General features: G+C 42.3%; 22 protein-coding genes. 4 read left to right on the forward strand and 18 right to left on the reverse strand.

The features are described from left to right. Positions 1-768: 768 nt before the first annotated feature. The 10 genes from ACJJII_RS12050 to ACJJII_RS12095 form a co-directional block, all read right to left on the reverse strand. A complete protein-coding gene (locus ACJJII_RS12050) occupies positions 769-1,653 on the reverse strand; it encodes a TolB-like translocation protein (RefSeq protein ID WP_444916344.1) in 885 nt (294 codons plus the stop codon). Between the two features lie 637 nt (positions 1,654-2,290). Then, positions 2,291-2,749: a DUF2314 domain-containing protein gene (locus ACJJII_RS12055; protein WP_444894851.1), complete on the reverse strand. Its 459-nt coding sequence runs from the start codon at positions 2,747-2,749 to the stop codon at positions 2,291-2,293. A 131-nt stretch (positions 2,750-2,880) separates the two neighbouring features. Continuing rightward, positions 2,881-3,138, reverse strand: a complete 258-nt coding sequence (locus ACJJII_RS12060) for a hypothetical protein (RefSeq protein ID WP_444916345.1) — start codon at positions 3,136-3,138, stop codon at positions 2,881-2,883. A gap of 141 nt (positions 3,139-3,279) precedes the next feature. Continuing rightward, positions 3,280-3,804, reverse strand: a complete 525-nt coding sequence (locus ACJJII_RS12065; protein ID WP_444916346.1) for a hypothetical protein — start codon at positions 3,802-3,804, stop codon at positions 3,280-3,282. Between the two features lie 470 nt (positions 3,805-4,274). Continuing rightward, on the reverse strand, positions 4,275-5,042 hold the full coding sequence (locus ACJJII_RS12070) for a hypothetical protein (RefSeq protein WP_444916347.1): 768 nt from the start codon (positions 5,040-5,042) through the stop codon (positions 4,275-4,277). Positions 5,043-5,694: 652 nt separating this feature from the next. Then, positions 5,695-6,150 (reverse strand): GNAT family N-acetyltransferase, encoded by a 456-nt coding sequence (locus ACJJII_RS12075; protein ID WP_444916348.1) that lies wholly within the window; start codon positions 6,148-6,150, stop codon positions 5,695-5,697. A 556-nt stretch (positions 6,151-6,706) separates the two neighbouring features. Then, on the reverse strand, positions 6,707-7,333 hold the full coding sequence (locus ACJJII_RS12080) for a LysE family translocator (RefSeq protein ID WP_444916349.1): 627 nt from the start codon (positions 7,331-7,333) through the stop codon (positions 6,707-6,709). Positions 7,334-7,740: 407 nt separating this feature from the next. Next, positions 7,741-8,076 (reverse strand): hypothetical protein, encoded by a 336-nt coding sequence (locus ACJJII_RS12085; protein ID WP_444916350.1) that lies wholly within the window; start codon positions 8,074-8,076, stop codon positions 7,741-7,743. Between the two features lie 1,238 nt (positions 8,077-9,314). Next, the gene (locus ACJJII_RS12090) at positions 9,315-10,367 is read right to left on the reverse strand and encodes a hypothetical protein (RefSeq protein ID WP_444916351.1); all 1,053 of its coding nucleotides are present in this window, start codon (positions 10,365-10,367) and stop codon (positions 9,315-9,317) included. A gap of 691 nt (positions 10,368-11,058) precedes the next feature. Beyond that, positions 11,059-11,949, reverse strand: a complete 891-nt coding sequence (locus ACJJII_RS12095; RefSeq protein WP_413664753.1) for a LysR family transcriptional regulator — start codon at positions 11,947-11,949, stop codon at positions 11,059-11,061. A 102-nt stretch (positions 11,950-12,051) separates the two neighbouring features. Here ACJJII_RS12095 and ACJJII_RS12100 point away from each other — a divergent pair, with 102 nt between their 5' ends. Together ACJJII_RS12100 and rho are read left to right on the forward strand one after the other, a co-directional pair. Further along, the gene (locus tag ACJJII_RS12100) at positions 12,052-12,495 is read left to right on the forward strand and encodes an SRPBCC family protein (protein WP_444916352.1); all 444 of its coding nucleotides are present in this window, start codon (positions 12,052-12,054) and stop codon (positions 12,493-12,495) included. Between the two features lie 1,103 nt (positions 12,496-13,598). After that, positions 13,599-14,537, forward strand: coding sequence for a transcription termination factor Rho (gene rho / locus ACJJII_RS12105; RefSeq protein WP_444916353.1), 939 nt, complete (start codon positions 13,599-13,601; stop codon positions 14,535-14,537). A 737-nt stretch (positions 14,538-15,274) separates the two neighbouring features. Here the strand turns inward: rho and ACJJII_RS12110 are convergent. The 5 genes from ACJJII_RS12110 to ACJJII_RS12130 all read right to left on the reverse strand — a co-directional run bounded on the left by ACJJII_RS12110 (position 15,275) and on the right by ACJJII_RS12130 (position 18,618). Beyond that, positions 15,275-16,138, reverse strand: coding sequence for a PA4780 family RIO1-like protein kinase (locus tag ACJJII_RS12110; protein ID WP_444916354.1), 864 nt, complete (start codon positions 16,136-16,138; stop codon positions 15,275-15,277). A gap of 528 nt (positions 16,139-16,666) precedes the next feature. After that, a complete protein-coding gene (locus tag ACJJII_RS12115; RefSeq protein WP_444912330.1) occupies positions 16,667-17,008 on the reverse strand; it encodes a hypothetical protein in 342 nt (113 codons plus the stop codon). 104 nt (positions 17,009-17,112) lie between these two features. Then, positions 17,113-17,448: a hypothetical protein gene (locus ACJJII_RS12120; RefSeq protein WP_444916355.1), complete on the reverse strand. Its 336-nt coding sequence runs from the start codon at positions 17,446-17,448 to the stop codon at positions 17,113-17,115. A gap of 108 nt (positions 17,449-17,556) precedes the next feature. Further along, positions 17,557-18,072, reverse strand: coding sequence for a hypothetical protein (locus tag ACJJII_RS12125; RefSeq protein WP_444916356.1), 516 nt, complete (start codon positions 18,070-18,072; stop codon positions 17,557-17,559). Between the two features lie 126 nt (positions 18,073-18,198). Next, a complete protein-coding gene (locus tag ACJJII_RS12130) occupies positions 18,199-18,618 on the reverse strand; it encodes a hypothetical protein (RefSeq protein WP_444916357.1) in 420 nt (139 codons plus the stop codon). 37 nt (positions 18,619-18,655) lie between these two features. On the opposite strand from ACJJII_RS12130, the gene ACJJII_RS12135 reads away from it, so the two are divergent. Both ACJJII_RS12135 and ACJJII_RS12140 read left to right on the forward strand, forming a co-directional pair. Beyond that, on the forward strand, positions 18,656-19,009 hold the full coding sequence (locus ACJJII_RS12135; protein WP_413662312.1) for a transposase: 354 nt from the start codon (positions 18,656-18,658) through the stop codon (positions 19,007-19,009). Further along, positions 18,961-19,848 (forward strand): IS3 family transposase, encoded by an 888-nt coding sequence (locus ACJJII_RS12140; RefSeq protein WP_413662311.1) that lies wholly within the window; start codon positions 18,961-18,963, stop codon positions 19,846-19,848. The genes ACJJII_RS12135 and ACJJII_RS12140 overlap by 49 nt, the downstream gene beginning before the upstream one ends. A gap of 413 nt (positions 19,849-20,261) precedes the next feature. Here the strand turns inward: ACJJII_RS12140 and ACJJII_RS12145 are convergent, their stop codons facing one another. The 3 genes from ACJJII_RS12145 to ACJJII_RS12155 form a co-directional block, all read right to left on the reverse strand. Further along, positions 20,262-20,729, reverse strand: a complete 468-nt coding sequence (locus ACJJII_RS12145; protein WP_444916358.1) for a hypothetical protein — start codon at positions 20,727-20,729, stop codon at positions 20,262-20,264. Positions 20,730-20,822: 93 nt separating this feature from the next. Beyond that, the gene (locus ACJJII_RS12150) at positions 20,823-21,155 is read right to left on the reverse strand and encodes a hypothetical protein (protein ID WP_444916359.1); all 333 of its coding nucleotides are present in this window, start codon (positions 21,153-21,155) and stop codon (positions 20,823-20,825) included. A 64-nt stretch (positions 21,156-21,219) separates the two neighbouring features. Beyond that, positions 21,220-21,624 (reverse strand): ester cyclase, encoded by a 405-nt coding sequence (locus tag ACJJII_RS12155; RefSeq protein ID WP_444916360.1) that lies wholly within the window; start codon positions 21,622-21,624, stop codon positions 21,220-21,222. Between the last annotated feature and the right edge of the window lie 600 nt (positions 21,625-22,224).

Raw genomic sequence — 22,224 nt, forward strand, 5'->3', positions numbered from 1 at the left:
TTGCCAGCCCAACAACAATTACGAAGTTGGTGAAAAACTCACTTGCAGTGAAGTAACCACATTTCCCAGACAAATCCACACCAGAGTTCAAAGCAATTGTGTATTTGTAGCTTCCATTATTTTGCTCAATGACCGGTAAATTGTCTGGGACTCATCTGGTGCTACAGCACCAAACCTAAGTCTATTGCTTGGAAGCTGAACAACTGCTGAGTCTACCTATATTCCACTTTGGTTCTTGATCATCGCATTCGGCATCACCCCAAAGAAGCCTTTCTAACACCAATAATCAGCAATACAGCGGTAACTAGTAAGCAATATCTTCTCTTCAAAATCGGATACTCCACAGAACGGAATAATACCCGCCAGCAGCGGCCGCAGAGAAGTGGAATTTCCTTTGGCTAGGCTTGGATTAATGGAATGAAAACCCCTATTGCAAGAGCGCCGTTTATGGCTTCCATTAAATGCCAACTACCAACGAATGGCAACTAAAAGACGGTGAGATTCTGAGGGAAAGACGCCCTATAAAAGTAACGAGTTGACCAACAGAAAACGATCTAAGGCTTGACCTGTAGGTGAGGTGGTCAGGGACACCAAAACTATATGATCGTGAATGCGGAGTTTGTAGTATGAAAGTTCATATTCTCATATAGCTAGCTATTATAAAGCTATCAGTGTGGGCGCTGACTCATAAGAGAGTAGTGTTGGAGCCGGTAGTTTTAAACTATCGGCTACCCGATTTAGGCTGGCTGTATCTTTGTATTGCGCGGATTAGAATTTGGGTCTGTGTTTTTCGATGATTTGGGCATCTACCCAATAGATATCGCCCTCAGGATCGACACCATCTTCTCTCTTAATGGGGTTGTGATTGAAGAACAGATACTTACCGTCTGGTGACACATACGCGCTGGCTTCATTACCAGCAGTGTTTATGGTATCCCCCAGGTTTATTGCCTTACCCCAGGAACCATCTTGTTGGCGGAAACTGATGTAGAGATCTTTGTCACCGTAACCGTCGTCTTTTTCGCTGTCCCAGATGAGGTAAGAGCCATCGGCGGCAATGAAGGGGTGGGCTGTCCACTTACCAGAGTTGATATGCGGCCCCAATAATACAGGTGGCTGCCGCTTGCCGTTTCTAACGGTTGAAATACGTAGCACGTCATCGCTTTTGTAGTCGTCAAATACTATGGTGCCATCAGCTGAAGAAGTCAGGCGCATGATACCCCAATCTTTGCGGTCGAACATCGTCCCCATACTTTTAATATCTGACCAGCCTGATTCGGTACGCACCATGTACTTGTTCCCCAAGTGCATGGTTTTGCCATCCGGGGCAAGTAGAGGGCGGCCGACCCTTGGGCCAACAACGGATTCGTGCCACTGGTTACCTATCTGCTTGAAACGAATGAGCAACCACTTTTCAGTGTCGACATCCATTCGGCTAAAGTAAAACTCTGTCATGTCTGGTGTGAAAGAGCCGCTATAGTCACGATGCCGGGTTGCGACATAGCCCGGCGCGAATATTATGGGTGTTAGTCCCGGTGGTGTTTGTCCAAGGTAGGGGCCTTCCAGCAGGGGAAGTGCTTCTTGGCTACAACCGTGGCTACTCACCGCAAAAAGAGAAATCAGGAGGCTAATAGAACTACAAAAATGCTTCACAGCTTGTCCTTGTTTTTACATCAACGAATAAATGAACTGCGGGCAATTTAATCAGTTCGGCATGAAAACACCTGAAGTACTTATGATTTTTAAATGATTTTGAGCTGACGACACCAAACTTTTAAACCTAAAGTGCACAAAAACCGACACACTTGGCAAAGGTAAAGACCGGCAGCTGGCCACTGTAGGCTGGTCAACTTTCAAATATCTAGGGCAGGAAGATCATGGGAATCCGTACCAACCAGCTGTCCTTGAAAGAAGGATACTAGATGGAAGCGCTTACTGGACTGAAATCTTTAGTCTGGAGCATCGCATAGTGCCTCCATCAAGGGTATAAGGTCGCCTCTCGCTGCTGTGCCGAGAGTACCCACTAAGGATGTTGCAGCGCCAGCACGAAGCTTTAAACACACCAAACTCAACTCTGCCATATCGGTGTAAATTGACCACCATTTAAGAAATTCAGGCCTTGAGAAATCGCTAGGCGAATATGGCTTGGAGGTGTGCGAAAAGGGTTAGTTGTTTAACGATTCAATGCTGGGTGGTCGAATGAAGTTAGAATTTGCTGTGGCTGGCGTGTGACGTAAGCTGTCTGATCGCGATAGCAACGAACAGCATTCGCTAGTTAGGCGCTAGCCTTCTAAATTGGCTCATATGATGAAATTCCAATATATGAGTCATATTCCTGCTTTTCTTTTTCCGAACCAAGCTGTTCTCTTGTTACCCGCAAGGTGTAAGCGCCTATTGCATGCCCGTTTTCAATCACCATCCAATCAAATAAATCCTCTGGATCGAAACCAAGTCGCTCACCTACTTGATGCCACTTTCTAAGCTCTTCTGGGACATCGAAGAATACTCCTGAAAGGAAGTTTTCTTCGACATGGAAATATACATCTGACAACCAGAGGTATAGAAACCGATCTTCTCCAAGCTTTTCAGATAAATCCGGATCTCTAAACCTTAGCTTTGCTGCGTAAATGGCTTTAGGGCCGGATTTCACAAGATTGATGAAATCACCAATAGTGTTCGATGCTTGAGCGGATGCCTTAAGCATTTCTTGATCTTGATTATGCGTGTTTCTGAATAACGGTTCGGTCATTCTCGATTTTTCCTTGCCCGCTAACGCCCAGTATATCAGCGACCAAAGCAGGGAGAAATAGTACGTAGGCAGTCCAACTCAGTGTTTTTTAAGAGTGTACGCACTATTGTTTGTTATATGTTTTGTACGTGTTAAAACTGTCTGGCAGCAGATAAGCCCGCTATAACTATTACAACAAGGCCGGTGGCACTACACCAAAAACCGTGACTATTGCCGTTATAACTATCTAGATAGACAGTTTGTTTTGGTGAAGGGTAGCGGCCGAGAGTGATTAGTTTACAGATGGGCCAGCCAATCCAGTAGCAGATGGTGCTGAAGAATATTTCCGCTAAGATATATCCTATACCTCGGAGAAATCCCTTGCCTATCTCCCCAATTAAATCATCCATAACTATCTTCCTTGTTGATATGTAAAATGCATTGCTAAGCGGCTCATTGGGCGGCAGCGTAGTTTTGGCTACGCTAGAAATTCCCGCCCAAAATATAGTGGACTCAAAGCATCCACTGGATTCATTTACTATAATTTCTTACTAGTACTCTCTGTATTTAACATTTGCTTTAAATGCTTCGGCTTCAATAGGAGAATCCTCATACCCATACTCTAACACACCTAACAAATGACCAGAGAGGAGGTCCTTAAAGCTAGCTCGCTCTACTTGCAAAACATGAACAAGCTCATGTGCCAACTTCGGAGTATCCATCTGGAATCCCTTTCTTATGTATATAGAATAACCAAATACTTGTGCATTATTCACAACTCCGTCGCCTATAAGTCCGGCCGTCTCACCAATAAACTTTAGAAGTGAATTCTCACGTGGAAATGGCACTTCATCCACATAAACCAGTCTTATTTTTTCAGGGTTCTTAATGCCTATCTCTTTCGCAATATCAAGGTGCTTCTGATCTAGAGGGTGACCAACTCGAAGGCCTTCAGTATCAATTTTCTCAGCCCACTCTGCATATGGGTTTACAAAGGTAAATTCAATTATTTTCTGATGAAAAACAAAAGGCAAAGCTAAAACAGCTAAACCACAAAGCAAAAATTTACTTTTCATATTTTACTACCGCTTTATACTTTTCAAGGGGCAATCTACCATAAAAGCACTCAAAAACCATTAAGAATCAGTGGGTTATATCTAAATTGTAGCGATGGTGTTAAGTACGATTACAGCGATTTGGCTACTATTCCTTGTACATGAGCGGCCCCTAAACACTCAGTAATATAAAAGCTTTTCAGGCCTTTTAGTCTTTTATCAAAAAAACGTTCAAGCAGATTAGATATATTCTCTAGCTCTACCTAAATCATAAATTCTGAAAGCCATTTCAAACTTTTAGTCTGTTCTGAGTTGGACAAACGCATCGATGTATGGTTTTCTCGGGGGGGATGCCTATTTGCCTCAAAACAGATAATTGTCTGCGAGTCGGAATTCATTATGGATAGAGAATCGCACATTACAGACCCGAACGATGGATAGTCGGGCAGCCGGCAGCTAGAAACTGCCGGCTGCCCGATTTCAATACATTTTTAGCACGGAAGTACCGAAAGCGCCGAGCCCAAGGCATTTGCTATACCATTTATTAGCTCAGTTGTGACTCGTGCCTTATTAAGTGCGATGTCAACCAGCAAGCCAAAAATGACAGAGATATAGGCCAGATATCCAAAACCCATATAGTCATTGTATAAGATGGTATAAAACCAATCTTGACCATATGTGTATATGGCGGAAGATATGATGGTAGCAACAAACAAAAGCACTGCAGGTAAGAACAAGTGAGCTATTGCTTTTGGTTTGACGAAAGATACGGCTAAGAGGATAAGAAACATTAGAAAATTTGATCCAAGGAATATACGAAGGTCAAGTTTTAAATTTCCCACTATCTCAAGGTACTTTCCCTTAATAAGATCGCCGAGTGCATGTTGCGCAACTTTAATGCTCTTAAGGCGATCGAGGTAGCCTGCTGTGATAGACTGAGCCAAAGCCTTTTGTCTTTCACAGTCATAACCACACATAGAGGCAATTACACTTGCTATTTTTTGCGGCAGATTGTTATCTAAGTCTTCTTTAATTTTTTCCGATTCCAGTCCAAGTCTATTAGCAATGCTCAGCGCTTGATTTGCAACTGTAGATTCGCTTACAAGATGCTGTTTTTCTCGAACCTCCTTCTCTATTTGGTATTTTACAAATCCTTTTGCTGATTCTTCTATGCTCTCAGGCGACAAGAATGTAATAGAGAATAGAATTCCAAAAAATAGAATTCCAAATAACCCGGTTGAGCGTAATGTAATATTCATAGTTTCCTTAGCATTTAACGCCTGAGTAACCCGTAGCAAAGCGTAAGCTGTCCGGGGCCGAGGGCACACAGTATGCCGTCTTGGTACTGCCGTATGGGTATGGACTAATGAGGTGAAAGTCCGTTGTAGAAAGATCACCATTTAAGGAGGGTATTAAATGCCAACTACCAGCGAATGGCAACTGAAATACCGTGAGGTCTTATGGGATGGAAGCTTCTAGAAAAGTTATGAAGTGACAAAAGAGAATGTCATACAGAGCTTAGCCGTGAGGGGAGGCAACCAAAGGCAACGAAAGTAAGTGATAAAATGGGTAGAGTAAATGATGTAGTTGTGTAGTGAAAGTTCACGCTCTTATCTAGGAAGCTATTCTTAGCTTGTTGCTATTAAGTTGTCACTGTCACTCCTAATTATATAAATAGGCACAATCAACTAGCCACGATCACAGGAATAGAAAAAAAGTGGTGGAACAATACCGCGTAATAATCAAGGTGATTAAACAGATGTCAGCTGATCGTCTAATAGCCTAATACCGAGACTATTACCCTGGAGATGCTTAAGGCCTGCTTGATGCTGTCACCGGATAGAAATTTATTGCGGACCCTATGATGGATGGTGTGGGTAGCCAGTAGCTAGAAACTACCGGCTATTCTTTTTATAGCGCATTTTTTAATGATAATGCCACCTTTTTAGTGCCATGAGGCGGAATCCATTGTTTAAACTCAACAAAACCATACTTTTTATATAAATTAATTGCGGGCTCATTTACAGCAGCTGTTTCTACAATTGCTTCTATAAATTCAAATTCATCTAGAATGTAGCTTAGTAATTTACCTGCTATTCCTTTCCTAAAATAATCTGGGTCAACAGTTAAACTATTAATTTCTAATCGCCTATCTTCTATAGCAATCTCGATAGTTGCGGCTAGACATTTATTGTCAATAAATCCATAAAATTGCGATTTGGATTTCTCTATATCTTGCGCACTTCGCGATAGTGGAGGAAAGTCAGCGGCGCCTATCAATTGAGCTTCAATCTTATAGGAGCGTTGAAATATTGTGAAGATCTGACCTGCCATATCTTCGCTAAAATTGTCAAGTTTTATTATCATATTAAGCCTAGTCTAAAATTCGTGGGTTCTCTAACTCTTACCGCAACAGCATCTAGGGAGGAGGCTTATAGGTGCAGCGAACACAAAGCAAGTGTTAGGATAAATGTCGGATTGCTGGTACTTGGTACATCCAGTATGAGTATTGTCTGAATGGGGTAAAAGCCCTCTGTAGGAAGCTCACCCATCAATGAGATCCATAAAATGCTAACTACTAGCGAATGGTAACTATAACACAGTATTCCTTTGGTGAAAAAACCGCAGAATCATCACGTAAGGTTTATTTTGGAGTGTAGGCATTCAAGGGCAGCGGAACGATATGATTTAACAAATAGAGTAAATGAGTAGTGATTGTTTAGGTCCTTATTTGAGGGGATCTGTTTAGCATACCGCTATTAATTTGAGGTAGTTTTCTGCCATGTCATTCAATTCAAATGAATGAGCCGTTTGACACTAAAGTTGTGAAAAATTTACTATAGATGCTGAACCGTCCTATGCCGATCCGCACTATGGGGGAGGGGTCGGTAGCTAGAAACTACCGATTGCCCAGTTGATACTACTAACGTTCAGTGAAGGCAATTTTCCCAGCCAGCCCGATGAGTAGAGCTCCAGATACGCCTTCGAGTGCTCGAGAGAATTGCTCAGAATTTGATTTGCTAAACAACCAAGTTCCAGCTGAAGCATATAGAACATTACATACCGTAGCTAAAGTACTAAAGAGTAAACCCAGTATCAATATTTGTAACGATACTAAATCGGTCGAAGTATCGATGAACTGAGGTAAGAATGAGAGAAAAAACAATGCTACTTTCGGGTTCAAAACGCTAACAATGAGACCTTGAATAAATATGTTTTTATTTGTATCAGTACTTTCTTCAACAACAATTTTATTACTTCCTCGCCACATGGAAAGTAAAGACTGGGCACCCAAGTATACTAAGTAGGCTGCACCCAACCACTTGACTATGCTAAAAGCCATGGCAGAACTTAGGATTATTGCCGATAAACCCAAACAAGCTGCTAGTGTGTGGACAAAATATCCAACGCCTAGCCCAATAGCAGCTTTTATACCGCTTGCCATTTGACCTTTCATTGTATTCGATACGATGTAGATTACGTCTGGGCCAGGTATCATATTGATTGCTAAGCAAGCGACAACAAATAAAGGTAGAGAACTTAAATCCATTTTTTTCCTCAATATTAACAATTTGTGATATTACGCTTGAAGGGTCCAGTTGAAAACCAAAGCGGTGGTTTCTATGCCGATCAGATGCCTTTATTTGGTACGCCCAGTATGGGCGTGGACTAAGGGGGTGAAAGTCCCCTATAGGGAGATCACCATTAAATGCTAACTACTAGCGAATGGCAACTGCAACATCGAGAGGTCTTGTGAAGAAGAAGCCGCCAGCAAAAAAACTGTGAGCTGACGAGCAGAAATTTCTTATAACGCTTAGCTCGGAGGTGAGATGGCAGGGGCATCGGAGCTATGTGATCCAATGGGAAGATATTCATTACGGATTGGGAGCTGCCTATTGCGGACCAGCCCACCCGATGGATGATGTGGGGCTCGTATCTAGAAACTATCGACCTGGTTTATGAGATTTCCTCTGGATTAAAAACAAGACGAATTTTGCTAATACGACCCACCTTATAATGGAATGTTTGAGCCATTAATGTATTTCTACAATTTTTAGTGAATCTATACATGTAACATGTTGAATTCGGGTTGTGAAACTCTTCTACCATCTCATACGATACATCAACTGGAGGCGAAGCTTTCAGGGATTCTATATATTCTTTGGCCGATTTACATTTAAACAATGGCCCTTCAAAATCCAGCTTTTCATCTAGTATTAGGTCTAATGAATCAAAGTCCTTTGATTCATAGAATATTTCCATATATTTTCGAGCAAGCTCTATTTTGTTCATGTTGATTTCACATAACGAGGGTGTAGAAAAACTCAGCCCTCTTTTCGTATTGTGCTTCTACGTGAAAAATAGCCTACTCATCAGTGAAAGCTAGATCAGAATTCACGTAGAATCACGATTTATGGTTAATATTTGATCACATCTAAGGAAGCAAAGACATAAATTAGTTTTTCTACAGCCTGAACGTTTTGCTCAGCCGCCACAGAAATGGGGCCGGTTTATGTTTTCTTAGAAGGCCTTTTCTTGATATCTATCAAAGGTAGAGCTTAAGGCTTCACAACCATTGACACAATACGAAAATCAACAGTTAACCCATACCCCATCACCCAGTCTTGCCGCTCACAGATCTCTCTTGATACGACTCCAAACTATCACTGAGTCTCCCGCTGTGTAAGCAGAGTATTCCTTTATGGAGGTGGGGGAGGGATTATGAGCACCGACGCCAGTGGATTGAGATTGAAATGCAAAGGCTGGCTGTTATCTTTGCGCGGGATATCGCTGCCTATGCGGTAATGAGCAATCACTATCATGTGGTGTTCTATATTGATGCTATAAAGGCCAATACTTAGTCTGATACCGAGGTCATTCCCCGCTGGCAGGAACCATTTAAAGCTTCTAACTTGGCTCAGCGCTTCATTCATGGTACCTCGCTGGACCGTTTTGAAGAGAGCAAACTTAAAGAGTTGATTGAGATATGGCGAAAGCGATTAATGGATATCAGCTGGTTTATGCGCTACCTAAACGAATTAATGCCCACCAAACCAACATAGAAGATCACTAAACAGACTTCTCCTGGCAGGACCATTTCAAGTCTCAGGCGTTATTGGATGAAAGAGTCTTGGCCGCCTGCATGGTCTATGTCGATCTCAATCCTATCCGAGCTGACATTGAAAAAACTCGCTGGACTCTGATCACACTTCCATTCAGCAGCGTATTCGTGCTGCCACCTCAGGTGAGCAATCCAAAGGTCTATTTGGCCAAAGTTACGTAATTTTCAAACCTAAAGTACAATTTTTCAGCACTCTACCTTGCCCTACACCAGGTTAGGAGAAATAGTCGTTAAGACAGAAGCGCTGTACTATTTCCGCTGTCATCTTTCAATAAATGAGTGTCCCAGTGTGTAGCCTGCTCAAATGGTAGGTGTCTACTCAATGGAGGAAGGCTTCCCACCGGAAGTATTGTTACGTAGTATCCAGTAGCTTGTCCTGTTATGGTTTTAACTGCCTTGAAAAGGATAGCTAATTTTCCGTGCCGGTTTCAGCTAGCTCTGTTACGTAAACAAAAGTATTCTCTAATCCAGCTTCTTTATGTTCTAAAGCCTCCTGTGCGGCAGGGTTTAAGAATGCATTTAAAAAGGCATCACGACTGGCGTAGCGCACAATCATAATCTTTTCCCAGTCGATAGTATCTTCAGTCAAAACAATATCAACATCCATTGAATAGGTAGGGCCGCTGTTGTAAGAAAAGAGTATTAGCCCAATAGTTTCACCATAGATGCTATTAGCTTCTTCACCGGTTAATTCTGTTTCTAGGCCGTCAGAATATTGTGCTGTTTCATAAAAGTCGATGAGGTTCATCATAAAAAATGGGGAGGGTGAGTCGCTGACAATCATATCGATCATGACATCGATATTTGTGTAAAGCGATATCGCATCGCCGCTATCATCCAATGCGCCTGTATTGAGAAGTAGTTCAATGGCTTCGTCTTCATCAAGATTATCCAGGCTTGGGTCAGAGAAGGAACCGGAAGGTTCAAACGGAAGATTCCCGGGTATTCCTATTATCCAAGTTTGATCAGTTGAAGCTCCATACAGCGTATTTATAGCGGTTGTAAAATTGTCTGAATTAATAGCTTCTAGTATTGCATCAATGTTCGGAAATTCGGCGATACGAATCGCGCTAAATTCCCGTTCAGCGAACATAGTTGCCGCTACTGTACTCGCAAAAACAGTGCCTCCACCTACGCTAGACCATACTGATTCAATCGAGCTCTCGTAGTTGCTAAAGCCATAGGTATCACTCACGGCGATAAGCTGCACAAGAGCCAATGTGTTCGACGTATCCTCATATTCTAATAGCGCCTGCATTGTTTGTTTGCTAAAGCGGCCCTGAGCATCGCCAAATTGTGCCAGCAACGATTCACTTGCTGTTGTGGTATCCTTGGGTGTGTCATTGCTGTCAGAACCACTATTATCGCAGCCTAGAGCCAAACACATACACGTGAGAATGAAGCACTTTATAAGTGCCTTATTAGCTGTGTTTAAAAAACTATTTTTATAGCCCCTTTCCATAAATTAACCACCCCATGAAGTATATTCTGTAATTTTACTTAATCAAGCAATTAAGATCCTTACTAAGCTTGCTAATGAAAATAGCAAGGGCTCATAACCTAAGGCAGACTGAAGGGTATCAATGGTGTTTTTTTGCGTATGGAAGGTGATGAAGAACGTTATGCGATATCGAATAATAATTGCTTTAAGGTAATAGTGGGTAGATTCCCATTTAAATCAATCAAGCTTGCACTTAACAATTTAAGATTTATTAAAATACTTAAATTTAAAAAATCTTATATTAATAACTAGAATAGAGATTTTCTGCGTTTTGATTGATGGCCACTGAGGCAGAGCAACCAAATATTACCTGTCCCTTTTTTTACGAAACTGAGACCACAGGGAGCCACATAAACATGCATAATATTGGGTCTCCTTCGGAGACCTGAGGGGGTCGAATAAAGCTACCAGTGTTTGTTATACATCTAAAGTTGATCGAACCCAGAAAAAATTGCACAACGCCTCTCTCTAGGATAAAGCCATCCATGAGGGGAGGGGCCGCTAGCAAAGCTACAATCTGACGAATAGAAGCATAATATAAGACACTGTTGGCAACATCCCCCAGTCTTTGGTTGCCCCATTGTGGGCTGGTATATGTCGATTATCGTGTGAATTTAGAGCAGAGGAAATATCATTTAGCCCCTCCGCCATCTTATTCTTTATTATATTTCTCGAAAATAAATCGTTTAAAAACTTCGATCTGCTTAGCTTTGTATTGAGATTGACGATATACAAGGCTGAGTTTCTTAGGTGGTAACTTGTTGTTTTGGAAAAGAGGTATTACCAGTCCCGATTCAATTAACTTAATAATACTCTGATGCAACTGGAACCCAATACAGATATTCTTTAGCGCCATGGTTTGAATGGCGTGAACATCATTTATTCTATGGTGAGCATACGTCTGATTATTAAACTTGTTGTTCTTTAACCACTTTCTTACTTCTGGTGAAAGGTCCTCGAGAGGTGGCATGGCAACGCGATGGGAAGTAAGTTCAGAGATTTGAGTAGGTGTACCATGGGTCGCGAGATATTCTGTCGTTGCAAAAAATGTGGGTCGAACCTCACATAGCTCGCGGGAGATTAAACGTGTACTGTCCGCAATCTCACCAATTCTAAAAGCAAAATCAAGATCAGAATCACTAAAGTTAATAATGGATTCGGAATACTCCAGCCGATATCTAACATTTGGATAACGCTCAGAAAACTCACTCAACCAAGAAGACAAGCTTGAGTCAACTAAAGACCGGGATAACGTTATTTTGAGGTCCCCTTCGACGCGTTCGTTATCATACTGAATGCGCCTTTCTGATTCACTGATTTGCCTTAGTATTGCAGCACTGCTTTTGTAAAAGCTTGCGCCATGCTCTGTAAGTACCATTTGCTTATTGGAGCGATCAAATAGCTGCACACCAAGATCATACTCTAGGTTTGTAATCTGCTTACTCAGCGCTGATGGCGTCTTGTTTAGACTGTCAGCAGCAAGCCGAATACTACCAGAATCAACAACAGCCACAAAAGACTCATACTGGGTAAACTTCGACATATCACTTTCCAAAATGGAAACTCCGATCGCATTATAGTTCACTTTTTGTCATTCAAAAAGAACAATATAGTGGACTCGTAAATAACGAACCCGGAGTAAATAATGATTTTATTAGCGGAAGTCGCGATCACGGTTAAACGTCCGATTAACACGTTCTTTGAGTACGTCACCAACATGGAAAATTACGGAGAATGGTTCCCTGGAGTAACCTCTATTGCCTCTCACAATGAACTTCCCCATGGCATGACCGGAAAAACATATCAAGAAGTGATCGTCATGCCTGAAGGAGAAGCAACCCTTGTTATAGAAGTTAAGAAAAGCCGATTGAATCAAGATTTCTACACTGAGGGTGATCTTCTCCCTCTATTACCCGCCATGCTAATGGAGTTTAATGCTGAAACACCGAAGTCAACCAGGTTCAACCTGAAGTACTTTTCTCGAAGTGACATTCTCGATTCTAACTCTGATGTAATAAAAGAGATGAAATTAAATTTGGGTGTGCGAATTTCAATTGCAGTCGATAATTTACAGCGGCGCTTTAGTTAGTCTGACTTGATCCAATAATTGTTCCTTAACTAAGTGGCGCCGATGCGAAGTGATGAAATAAAGAAATCCTCTCTCTATGGCGGGAGCGCCTAACGGATATCAGCTGGTTTATGCGATATTTAAATGAATCTGTCGCTCGCCAAGCTAATGCTGAAGACACTTGTACAGGTTGATTTCGGGAAGGCCGTTTCAGTCGCAAGCCTTACTGGATGAAAGAGCCCAGGCTGCTTCTATGGCTTATGTAGACCTCCTCGATCCGTGCCAATATCGCCAAGATACCTGAGAGTCTGATTACACTTCAATTCAACAGCGTATCCGTGCGGCAGCCTCAAATGAGCGGCCCCAAAATCTACTCCCGGTTGTCGGCACTGAACATTTGAATATGCCGAAAGGGCTACCTTTTCAGCTGGATCACTACTTGGAGCTAGTGGACTGGAGTAGCCGACATTTGGACATCGGAAAACGAGGTTATATTGCACAAAAACGCCCCCTGTCCTAGATCGGCGTGGCATTTCGCCCAGGCATTGACTCTATCTCAATCTGAACTTTGAAAGCCGCTTTTAAAGCCTGCTGTGATCAGAAGAGGCTGTACGGCAAGCCTGTATTCAGTTCAATAAACGCTGGGTGCATGGCATAGGCGACTGCCAATGCTTCCTTTTGGTGACACGCCACTATTTCCTCCCGGCTTTTCGATGCTATTCCTTTAGGTTGGCTAATTCACGCAATTTTCCAACCTAAAGTATATTTTTTCAGCATTTCACTTCGTCCGAGCCAGACCAGGAGAAATGGCCGTTAACGTGGAAAGCCTGTATCATTTCCAGTGTCATCTTTCAATCTGTGGGTGTCCTAGTGTGCACCTTCAATCAGTAGCGGTTCTTCGTTTTTTTCAACCTTCTGATTGGTGTTTCGATGGTTACGGCTGACGTTAATCGGTATTCTCGGGTTTTAATAGGGCTATTTGTCTGCCTTGGGTTCGGTAGGGTAATCGCTTAGCCGCAAGTTCTGGCTATAGTATCCAATTTGGGGGAGCGCTAATCTTTTGTCCAGCCATCGACAATCATTAATAATCTCCCCGGTCTCGACTGATTTATAAAGAGCATGTTATGTCCAGAAAAATATTATCCTTAAAGGTAAAGAGAAATACGGAGCCTAAGAAGGCTGATAAAAAGCAAGAGGATACTTCTGATCCAAAGAAACGCTTCTTAAATGGAGTAGCTATTAATCCATCTGAGCCTATTCGCCTTGAGTCTGGTTCTCAGCAACTTACGGTAAGGGCGATGGATTTGATTACGCCAATTGGTAAGGGGCAGCGTGGCTTGATTGTGGCTCCACCGGGCTGTGGCAAAACCACTATCCTGAAACATATCTGCCAAGCAGTGGGGGAGGCTTACCCCGAAATAAAGCTGTACGCTTTGCTTATTGATGAAAGGCCAGAGGAGGTTACTGACTTTAAGCGAAGTGTACCGGCCGAAGTTTATGCGTCCTCTTCTGATCATAGCTATGAAGAGCATGTGAGAGTAGCTAATGAACTCCATGATAGGGCCTGCAAGGAAGCCGGTGAAGGTCAGGATGTAATGATCGTGGTTGACTCGTTGACAAGGCTTTCACGGGTACACAATGCGCAGCGGAGTGGTAGGGGACGTACGATGTCTGGCGGGATAGATGCCAGGGCTATGGAGGTACCCAGAAAGCTGTTTGGTGCTGCGAGGAAGATTGAAGGTGGTGGTTCACTTACGATTCTGGCAACGATACTCGTGGATACCGGAAGCCGAATGGACCAGGTGATATTTGAAGAGTTTAAGGGTACGGGAAATATGGAGGTAGTATTGTCAAAGGAAGTTGCGAGACAGCGAATTTTCCCTGCCTTGGATATTGCTAAAAGCAGTACTCGCCGTGAAGAAATCCTGTTTAACTCGAAAGATATTGCAACGATAAGAGCTTTACGAAGAACGCTTGCTAGCCTAAAGCCTGTAGATGGCACTAAAAAGCTTATTGAACTCCTTGAAAAGTACCCGACTAATGCGGAGTTACTAGACCATTAATTTTTAGTTAAGTTTAAGGGTAGTATTTAGCCGCTTAGCATTTTTGGAGTTAGTTGCTTAGTGACCGAGTCCTTATTAGGACAGCTGTTATTCAGTTGAGGGCTTTACACCTCAATCCTCTGGTGTGTTTTTACAAGATACCGCTCAATGAGGAGCTTAGTGGAAATGTGGCCTTAATATGCCGAAAGGGTTGCCCTTTCAGCTGGATCACTATTTGGCGTTATTAGAATGGAGTGGCCGGCATTTAGCCCCAAAAAGTGCAGTGCCATTTCTCAAAAGACGCCTCTTATCCTTGAGCGGCAGGGGAACTCAGCAAAACACTGGCTCTATCTCAGTTGGAACTTAGAAAGTCGCTTTAAAGGTTTGTTGGGATCAGTGGAGACGGTAAAGCAAGCTTGCATCCAACTCGATAAACGCTGGGTACACGGAATAAGGATTCCGGCGTTTCCTCTCAGCCACACCCTGCTAATCTACTCCTACCGCAAATACTCTATAACACGATTACCACTCTTTTATCCAAAATAGCATTTCCAAAAATCTGCATATCAATTTCCAGAACTTAACCTCTCTTACCCATAAATCAAAGGGTTAGCGCCCCCAGAAAGAGAGCTTGCTCTACAGTTCACATCATCCTCCAGCCTTTGGCTGTCCTAATGTGTGTGTGCACTAATTTGTGCAATAGGGTAATAAACAATACCCGCAGAAACCAATAAGGTTACTAAACCGGGTGCTTTCATCTAAATTGATGCATCTTCTGAAGATTCACGTATGCGCTCTTTCCGTTCCAGTTCCTCTTGCATCACCGCTTTGATTTCTTCTAGCACGGCGTCGACATCGGCGTTGTCATCGTCATCATCAAACTTGCCGCTGAGCGTTGAGCTAGTCGTTAAGTTACCCTCTTCAAACAGTGCCCATATTTCCTTGGCGTATTGAGTCTGTAATAAAGAGGGGGCAAATCTGCCATAGTAACGACGCATATTGTCGACGTCGCGAGTGAACATTTCTTGTGCACTGTTATTGGCAGCGGCATTAACAGCTTGGGGTAAATCGATAATCACAGGGCCGGAATCATCCACTAGGACGTTAAATTCGGATAAATCACCATGTACAATTCCCTCGTGAAGCATGAGCATGATGTAATGAATCATTAATGCATGATCTTGAATTGCTTGCTCTTCTGACATTGTCACATCGCCAAGCCGTGGTGCGACATTGCCTGCTTCGTCAGTGATTAACTCCATCAATAATACACCGTCAACACAACCAAAAGTCTTGGGAACTCGTACATGAGCGCGTGCTAAACGGGATAAAGCATCAACTTCGGCATTTTGCCAAATCTCTTCCTGCTGTTGGCGGCCATAATTTGACCGTTTTTGCATGGCACGGGCTTGACGACCACTGCGAACTTTACGCCCTTCTTGATACTGTGCGGCCTTTTTAAAACTACGCTTAGTTGCGTCTTTATAGACTTTGGCGCAACGAATTTCGTCACGACAACGGACAATAAATATATCGGCTTCTTTGCCGCTCATTAGGCGGCTGATAACTTCATCGATTAAGCCATCATCGATGAGAGGCTGTAGACGTTTGGGAGTTTTCACTAGATACCAGCTTCGAGTGTTCGGCAATTAATCATATATGCTATTGACATATTTCTATGTGTATTTGAGGCAAGAAATCTAATCCTGCTTATGGATAAAGAGCGATTATGGGGCCCTATAATGCCCGCGTAAAGGATGGGGGCAATAAGAATAGCACTTGACATGTGAAATCCCCCAGTAGGCAGACCACCGTTTAATGACCCCTAACTACCAGCAAATAGCAATACTATAAGGTTTTGTGGGGAGGAAGCCGCGAGCAAAACTATGAGTTGGCGAACAGAAACATCCTATGTGGCTTAGTCTGGAGGCCAAGGGTGCCGAAGCCACGTGATCTAATGGATAGGGTTAATGATGCAGATGATTTGTGAAATTTTATACTCTTATCTTGGGGAATCTGTGTAATTTGTTTCAGTGATTCTGCCAGCGTGGCTACTGGCTGGTAAGTAGGTCCAACTGGTTAGCATTCATGACCCGCATGATGGGTGGTGTGGGGGCCGGTAGCTAAAAACTACCGGCTACCCGATTTAGCTATTTACTTCGTGTCCACCCTTTGTTTTTAAAGCACTCAATCGACTCTTTTTCTAGTGCTTGATATTCACTCCAATACTCTGGCTCTGCTTGACTTCCGCTTCTTATTCGCGCTAATGAATCTTCTACCACCTTGGAAATAACTTTACTTCGATCAGTATATAAGGTCCCATCCATTGTAATTCCTTTACTATATGCCTTAACTCCACAGGAATCTCTATCCGACGAGACAATCGGACTGTTCCCATCAAGCTTTCCGTATTCAGGATGTTCCCAATATGTTTTTTGAGTCGCGCATGAGATTAAAGTTAAGCCAGATATTATTGCAAATAAATATTTCATCTCGTTGATTTCTTGTCCTTGTTGATAACTAATGCCAAGCTTTACGGACGCCGAAGCAACCCGTAGGTTTTCCGTAAGAGCTTTTTGTTATTATTTTACTTTGATTAATTAACATACTCCAACCATTCATTACAAAATATACTTTCAACGGCCATTTCTAACTGAAATATCTGGGGGTCAATCAGGTCGCCTCTAAATGTTGCACCTTTATCAATCCACGCTGAGTACTCAATATATGGATAGTGGCCTATACAGTACAAGGCGTACGACAACTCTTTGCTCAAACTGCTTGAACTTTTTAGGTTTTGAAATAGTGAATGCAAGTCAGACAGTAGTTGTTCTATATATTCTTTTCCTGGATCTTCACCCATTCTGGCCAATACCGGCAACCCTTTTTCACCTAATCCCGCGTTTATAATTCTTCCTTTAATCTCTTTCATATTTGGAAGTCATAACGTCCCAAGCACTAGCCGGAAAGTAGTTGGTTGATTTTATGCTATTAAAGTACAAAATAAAGCAGTGCACAGGAGGTCCAGTGCATTGCTTTGTCAGTTTTTTGAATCGCAAAATGATAGCTTGTCACGTAAAGCCAAATCAATAATCCCATTAGGATCTGAAGAAAGCTCGACGATTGATTGTTTGTTATCGCCGATTGGTATTCGATGACACGGATTAGACTGTATTTGATCGTTTTTCTGATAAAGAAAATACAGTTGAACTGAACCCAATTCAACAGGTATCCATGAGTCATTAAATGTAAATCGATCCCCTATTTCAAAAGAACCTTTGATTGAATTCAATACCAAAAAAGTTGAGTCGATACCTCGATTCAGATCTTGTAATCTCTCCCAGGCTTGAGAGTCACGCCACTCAATGGGCTTTGAGTTATATGAGCTAATTTCATATGTCAGATCTGCGTACGGAATTCGGCCTGAGATTTTCTTGGCAATAACAATGTCAGAGGCATTATTCAAATCAAAGCTTAAATTCTTATGATCATATTCAAACGAAATGGCTCGCTGAGAATAAAGGATGACTAATAAGGTTAGAGATATAACTTTCATTAATCGAAGCCTGATGGAAACTAACGTCTTTGGAACGGGCCGGAGTAAGATGGCTCTGTTTTTTTGCGACAGCTTACGGAGGTCCAGCCCAACAGCCCTACCGTTGAGTGGTCGTTGGTAAACTTGTTAACTGACATTGCATTGAGCTTCAAATTCATCTTTGTTACTACAAACAAGATTTAAGCTTGAAAGAGTATTGAATACCATAATACCCGCTCCACCCAAGAACCAAGGAGTTAATGCAGGGTGATTGAATGCTTGCAATATTACACCCCATGATTCTTGAATAAGAAGTAATATATCAGTATTTTTAATATCTGGCATATTCCCATTTGATACTATTGTGTATGCTGAAAAAGCGAAAAAAGCATACAGAAAAATAATATTGAATATTACAATAGGAATACTAGTTACTGAAAGTCCAGGCCACGACCAATTGTATTTAGCTTTATATATGATTGATGCCACAATTAAGGCTATGCCTAATGCCATTGCAAACATAGCTTGATTTAACGGGCTTTCTATAGGTCTGAAACCTTCCCCCATTGAGTAGACGCCTACCTTTTGAATAGGGTAGGAAAAAATGCCGAAAATACTGAGTGAAGAGCGAGTTGTTGAATATTCAACAGAATTCAAAGTTAGAGTGGTAGCTCTCACTAATCAACTGAAAGTAGATACGACTACTATCGCCAACATTATTGGTTTGCATCCAGTAATGGTGTATAGATGGCGACAGGAAAGTAGAGAAGGCAAGCTGGTCGAGAAGCCCAGTCGTAGAATAAGTATGACAAAAACAACGAAAAATCGGTCTCAAACCGATGATAAAGAGATAAGACGTCTAAAAAAGCAGGTCGAGAAATTGCAAAAGGAGAATGATTTCCTAAAAAAGTGGGAAATGTACCTGAAAGATCCAAAGCTGAAAGATTCTCGTTCATAGCTCTTAATCGATCAGACTTTGGTGTCAGGTACTTATGTAGATACTTGAATGTTTCACCCCAAGGGTTTTATAAGTGGCTCAATCGAGATGAGAGCACTCGTGACATAGAGAATAGGCGAATTCTAGGGTGTATCGAAGCTATCTATACACAGCATGATGGTAATTATGGAAGTCCAAGAATTAGCGCAGAGCTGAAAGCTAATGGTGAACGAATAAATCACAAACGCGTTGAACGCCTTATGAGAGAGGCTGGAATCGTGGGGAAAGCTGGAAGGATCTATCGTCGACGCCCTTTGCCTGGAAATCCTTATATTAAGGTTGAAAACCTACAAAGAGAGCATGGTATGCCGAGTAAACCAGACTCTCAATGGGCTGGTGATGTAACCTATCTGAAGATCAATGGACAATGGCAATATTTAGCTGTGATTATTGATCTTTACTCCCGGAAAGTGTTGGGTTGGGAGTTGTCGGATACTCGAACTGTTGAGCTAACACTGTCAGCGCTAAATAAAGCTGTTCGTCGCAGAAATATAGAATCAGATCTAATATTTCACAGTGACCGAGGTTCTGAGTACGGTGCTTATGCATACCAAAGTCGACTCAAAGAACTGGGTATTGAGCCGAGCATGAACCGTCCAGGATTTATGAATGATAATGTGTATGTAGAATCATTTTTTCAAACACTGAAAACTGAGAGTTTCAAAGGATTTAATTTTGAATCCGTTGAGGAACTAAGAGCTAACTTAGCTTGGTATCTTGATAGGTACTATAACTTTAAAAGAAGACATGGTTCACTTGGGTTCAAAAGCCCAGATGAATATGAAAGAATGGCCGCATAAGATGAATATAAGGTGGCGTCTACTTTAAGGGGGGAGGCTTCTCTCCCACCAAATAAAATCATCATAGCTATGTGATAAATAAAGAACAACTTAAAATCGAATGACATATTTCCAGGAGAATGTTTCTCATTCTTTGCTTTAAATTTATTTAGTAATGATTCTAACATACATCAATCTCTTGAGGGTGTTAACGAGGGTGTAGAAAAACTCATCCCTCTTTTCGTATTGTGCTTCTACGTGAAAAATAGCCTACTTATCTGTGAAAGTTAGATCAGAATTCACTTAGAATTACCATTTATGGTTAATATTCAATCACACCCAAGAAAGCAAAGACATAAATTAGTTTTTCTACAGCCTGAACGCCAAGCTCAACCGGCGCGTTAGCGATCAGTTGTAGTGCCTTGTTAACTGTTTCATTCTAAATTCGTCTGCATCCAGGCTAAAAGCTCTTCGGCTCGCCCAATTTTTTCCAGCTTTAACCAACGCGATTGCAGCGAAGGATTAGCGAGTTCTGCTACTACAGCCACAGGCTCTTCATCAGTACCGGACCGAATAACCAACTCACCAGCTCTGCAAATTTGAAACAAGGCCTTAGCAAGCGATATATCTAAATCATCGTACTCGAATGCAATACCCACCAGAGATTCATTTTCTAGAAAGTTGAGTATCCCTAATCTTAGCGTCGCGTTACTTTCTAGTGGCACATAAACATAAGTATCTTCTTCTTCAGAAGTTGCACCTAATTCTAACAAGAGCTGCTTTAGGTTACTTTTTGCCGAAGCGCTAATAGGATCATCTACAGACACATAGGAAACCTCTTCAGTAAAGGGATTTACCATCTTGCGTGTGTTGGTTGTCAAATTGATCGTATATAGGTCCATAGAAAATTCATTTAACGCCAAGCGAATGGGCTGGCGTTATGAAGCAGTGACAGTCCAAGCCAAGGTTCCCTTGGCCGAGCATTGCGCTCCTGGTTATGTGTTGAGTTTAGCCAGTGCTGTTTGAAAAGCTTGAACACTAGCTGCACGTATTGTTTCATTTCTTTCTTCGGCTGATATCCAGCCACCAACGTTATTGAGACAAAATTGATTGTCTGAATCTTGAGCCACTTCGCGAACTGCTTGAAAAACGCGGTGTTGAATTTCGTTGCAGTCTCTCAGTAGTCTCGGATCGGTAACACCCGACCCTTGAAATTCATAGCCACCACGGGCATGAATTGTTAACTGATGGCCGTAATTACACAACAGCTGAATCTTTTTATCATCAGGAAGCTCGTCTATTACTTTTTGTATTTGGTGTTCTTTCATTTTTTACACATAACGCCTTGCAGTAGAAGTCGGCGCGTAGCGATGGTCCTGCTGGCTGCGACTGTTAGATTTCGTTTTTCTTGAGCTGGTTTTCAAGGCTCTTTAAATCACCCAGCACCCATACATCAGAGATTCGATCACCTTCAAAGGTAAACAAGGCGCACCCATTCCAAGTTACGCGTTTATGTGATGGTAAAAAGCCCATAAACTCATCTCTATGAAATCCGGTAAAGGACATCTTTGTAAAAACCTTGTCTCCCTCTTCTACGAGATCTTCAATAATGCATTTGTAATCACCCAGCGCTTTGTGAACCATATCGACATATTCAGCGAAACCTTTGTGACCTCGCTTTTCCTGCCCCAACGATCCTCTAAAGGAGAAGCTCTCATGCAGGATCGATGGCATAGCTTTTTTATCGTGGGCATCCCAAAGAACCTCATAAAATTTTCGAACTTGATCTTTATGCACTAGTCATCCTCAGAAACATAACGAAGCGGCGTGTAAGCTGTCGGGCGCCAAAGGCGCGTAGTTAATTGACTTGGTACACCCAGCATGGGCGTGAACTAATGAAGTGAAAGTCCCCTGTAGGGAGATCACCATTTAATGGGTCCCATTAAATGCTAACTACTAACGAATGGCAACTGCAGCATCGTGAGGTCTTGCAGAGAGAAGCCGCTAGTAAAACTGCGAGCTGACGAACAGAAACATCTTATAAGGATCAGCCTGGAGGCGGGGTGGCCAAGGATACCGAAGCCATGTGATCTAAAGGGTAGGGTAAATGATACAGTTGTGTAGTGAAAGTTCACGCCCTTATCTGGGGAGATCTGTTTAGCTTTCTGCTGTGAAGTTGTCAGGTGGCCGCTGACTCATAAATAGGCCAGCCCGCTAGCCACCATCGCGGGGATAAAAAATTGATGGAGCACAGCTGCGCCTCGGCCAGTAATGATCAAGGTAATTAAACAGAAGTCAGCCGACGGCATAGTAGCCAAATGTCAAGATTAATATCTCGGACAGGGTGAAGGCCTGAACCTAAATCCACGAGTTGAAAGACAGGGCTAGCCTACTGAT

The sequence above is a fragment of the Microbulbifer maximicatervae (SeqCode) genome (assembly GCF_052467825.1).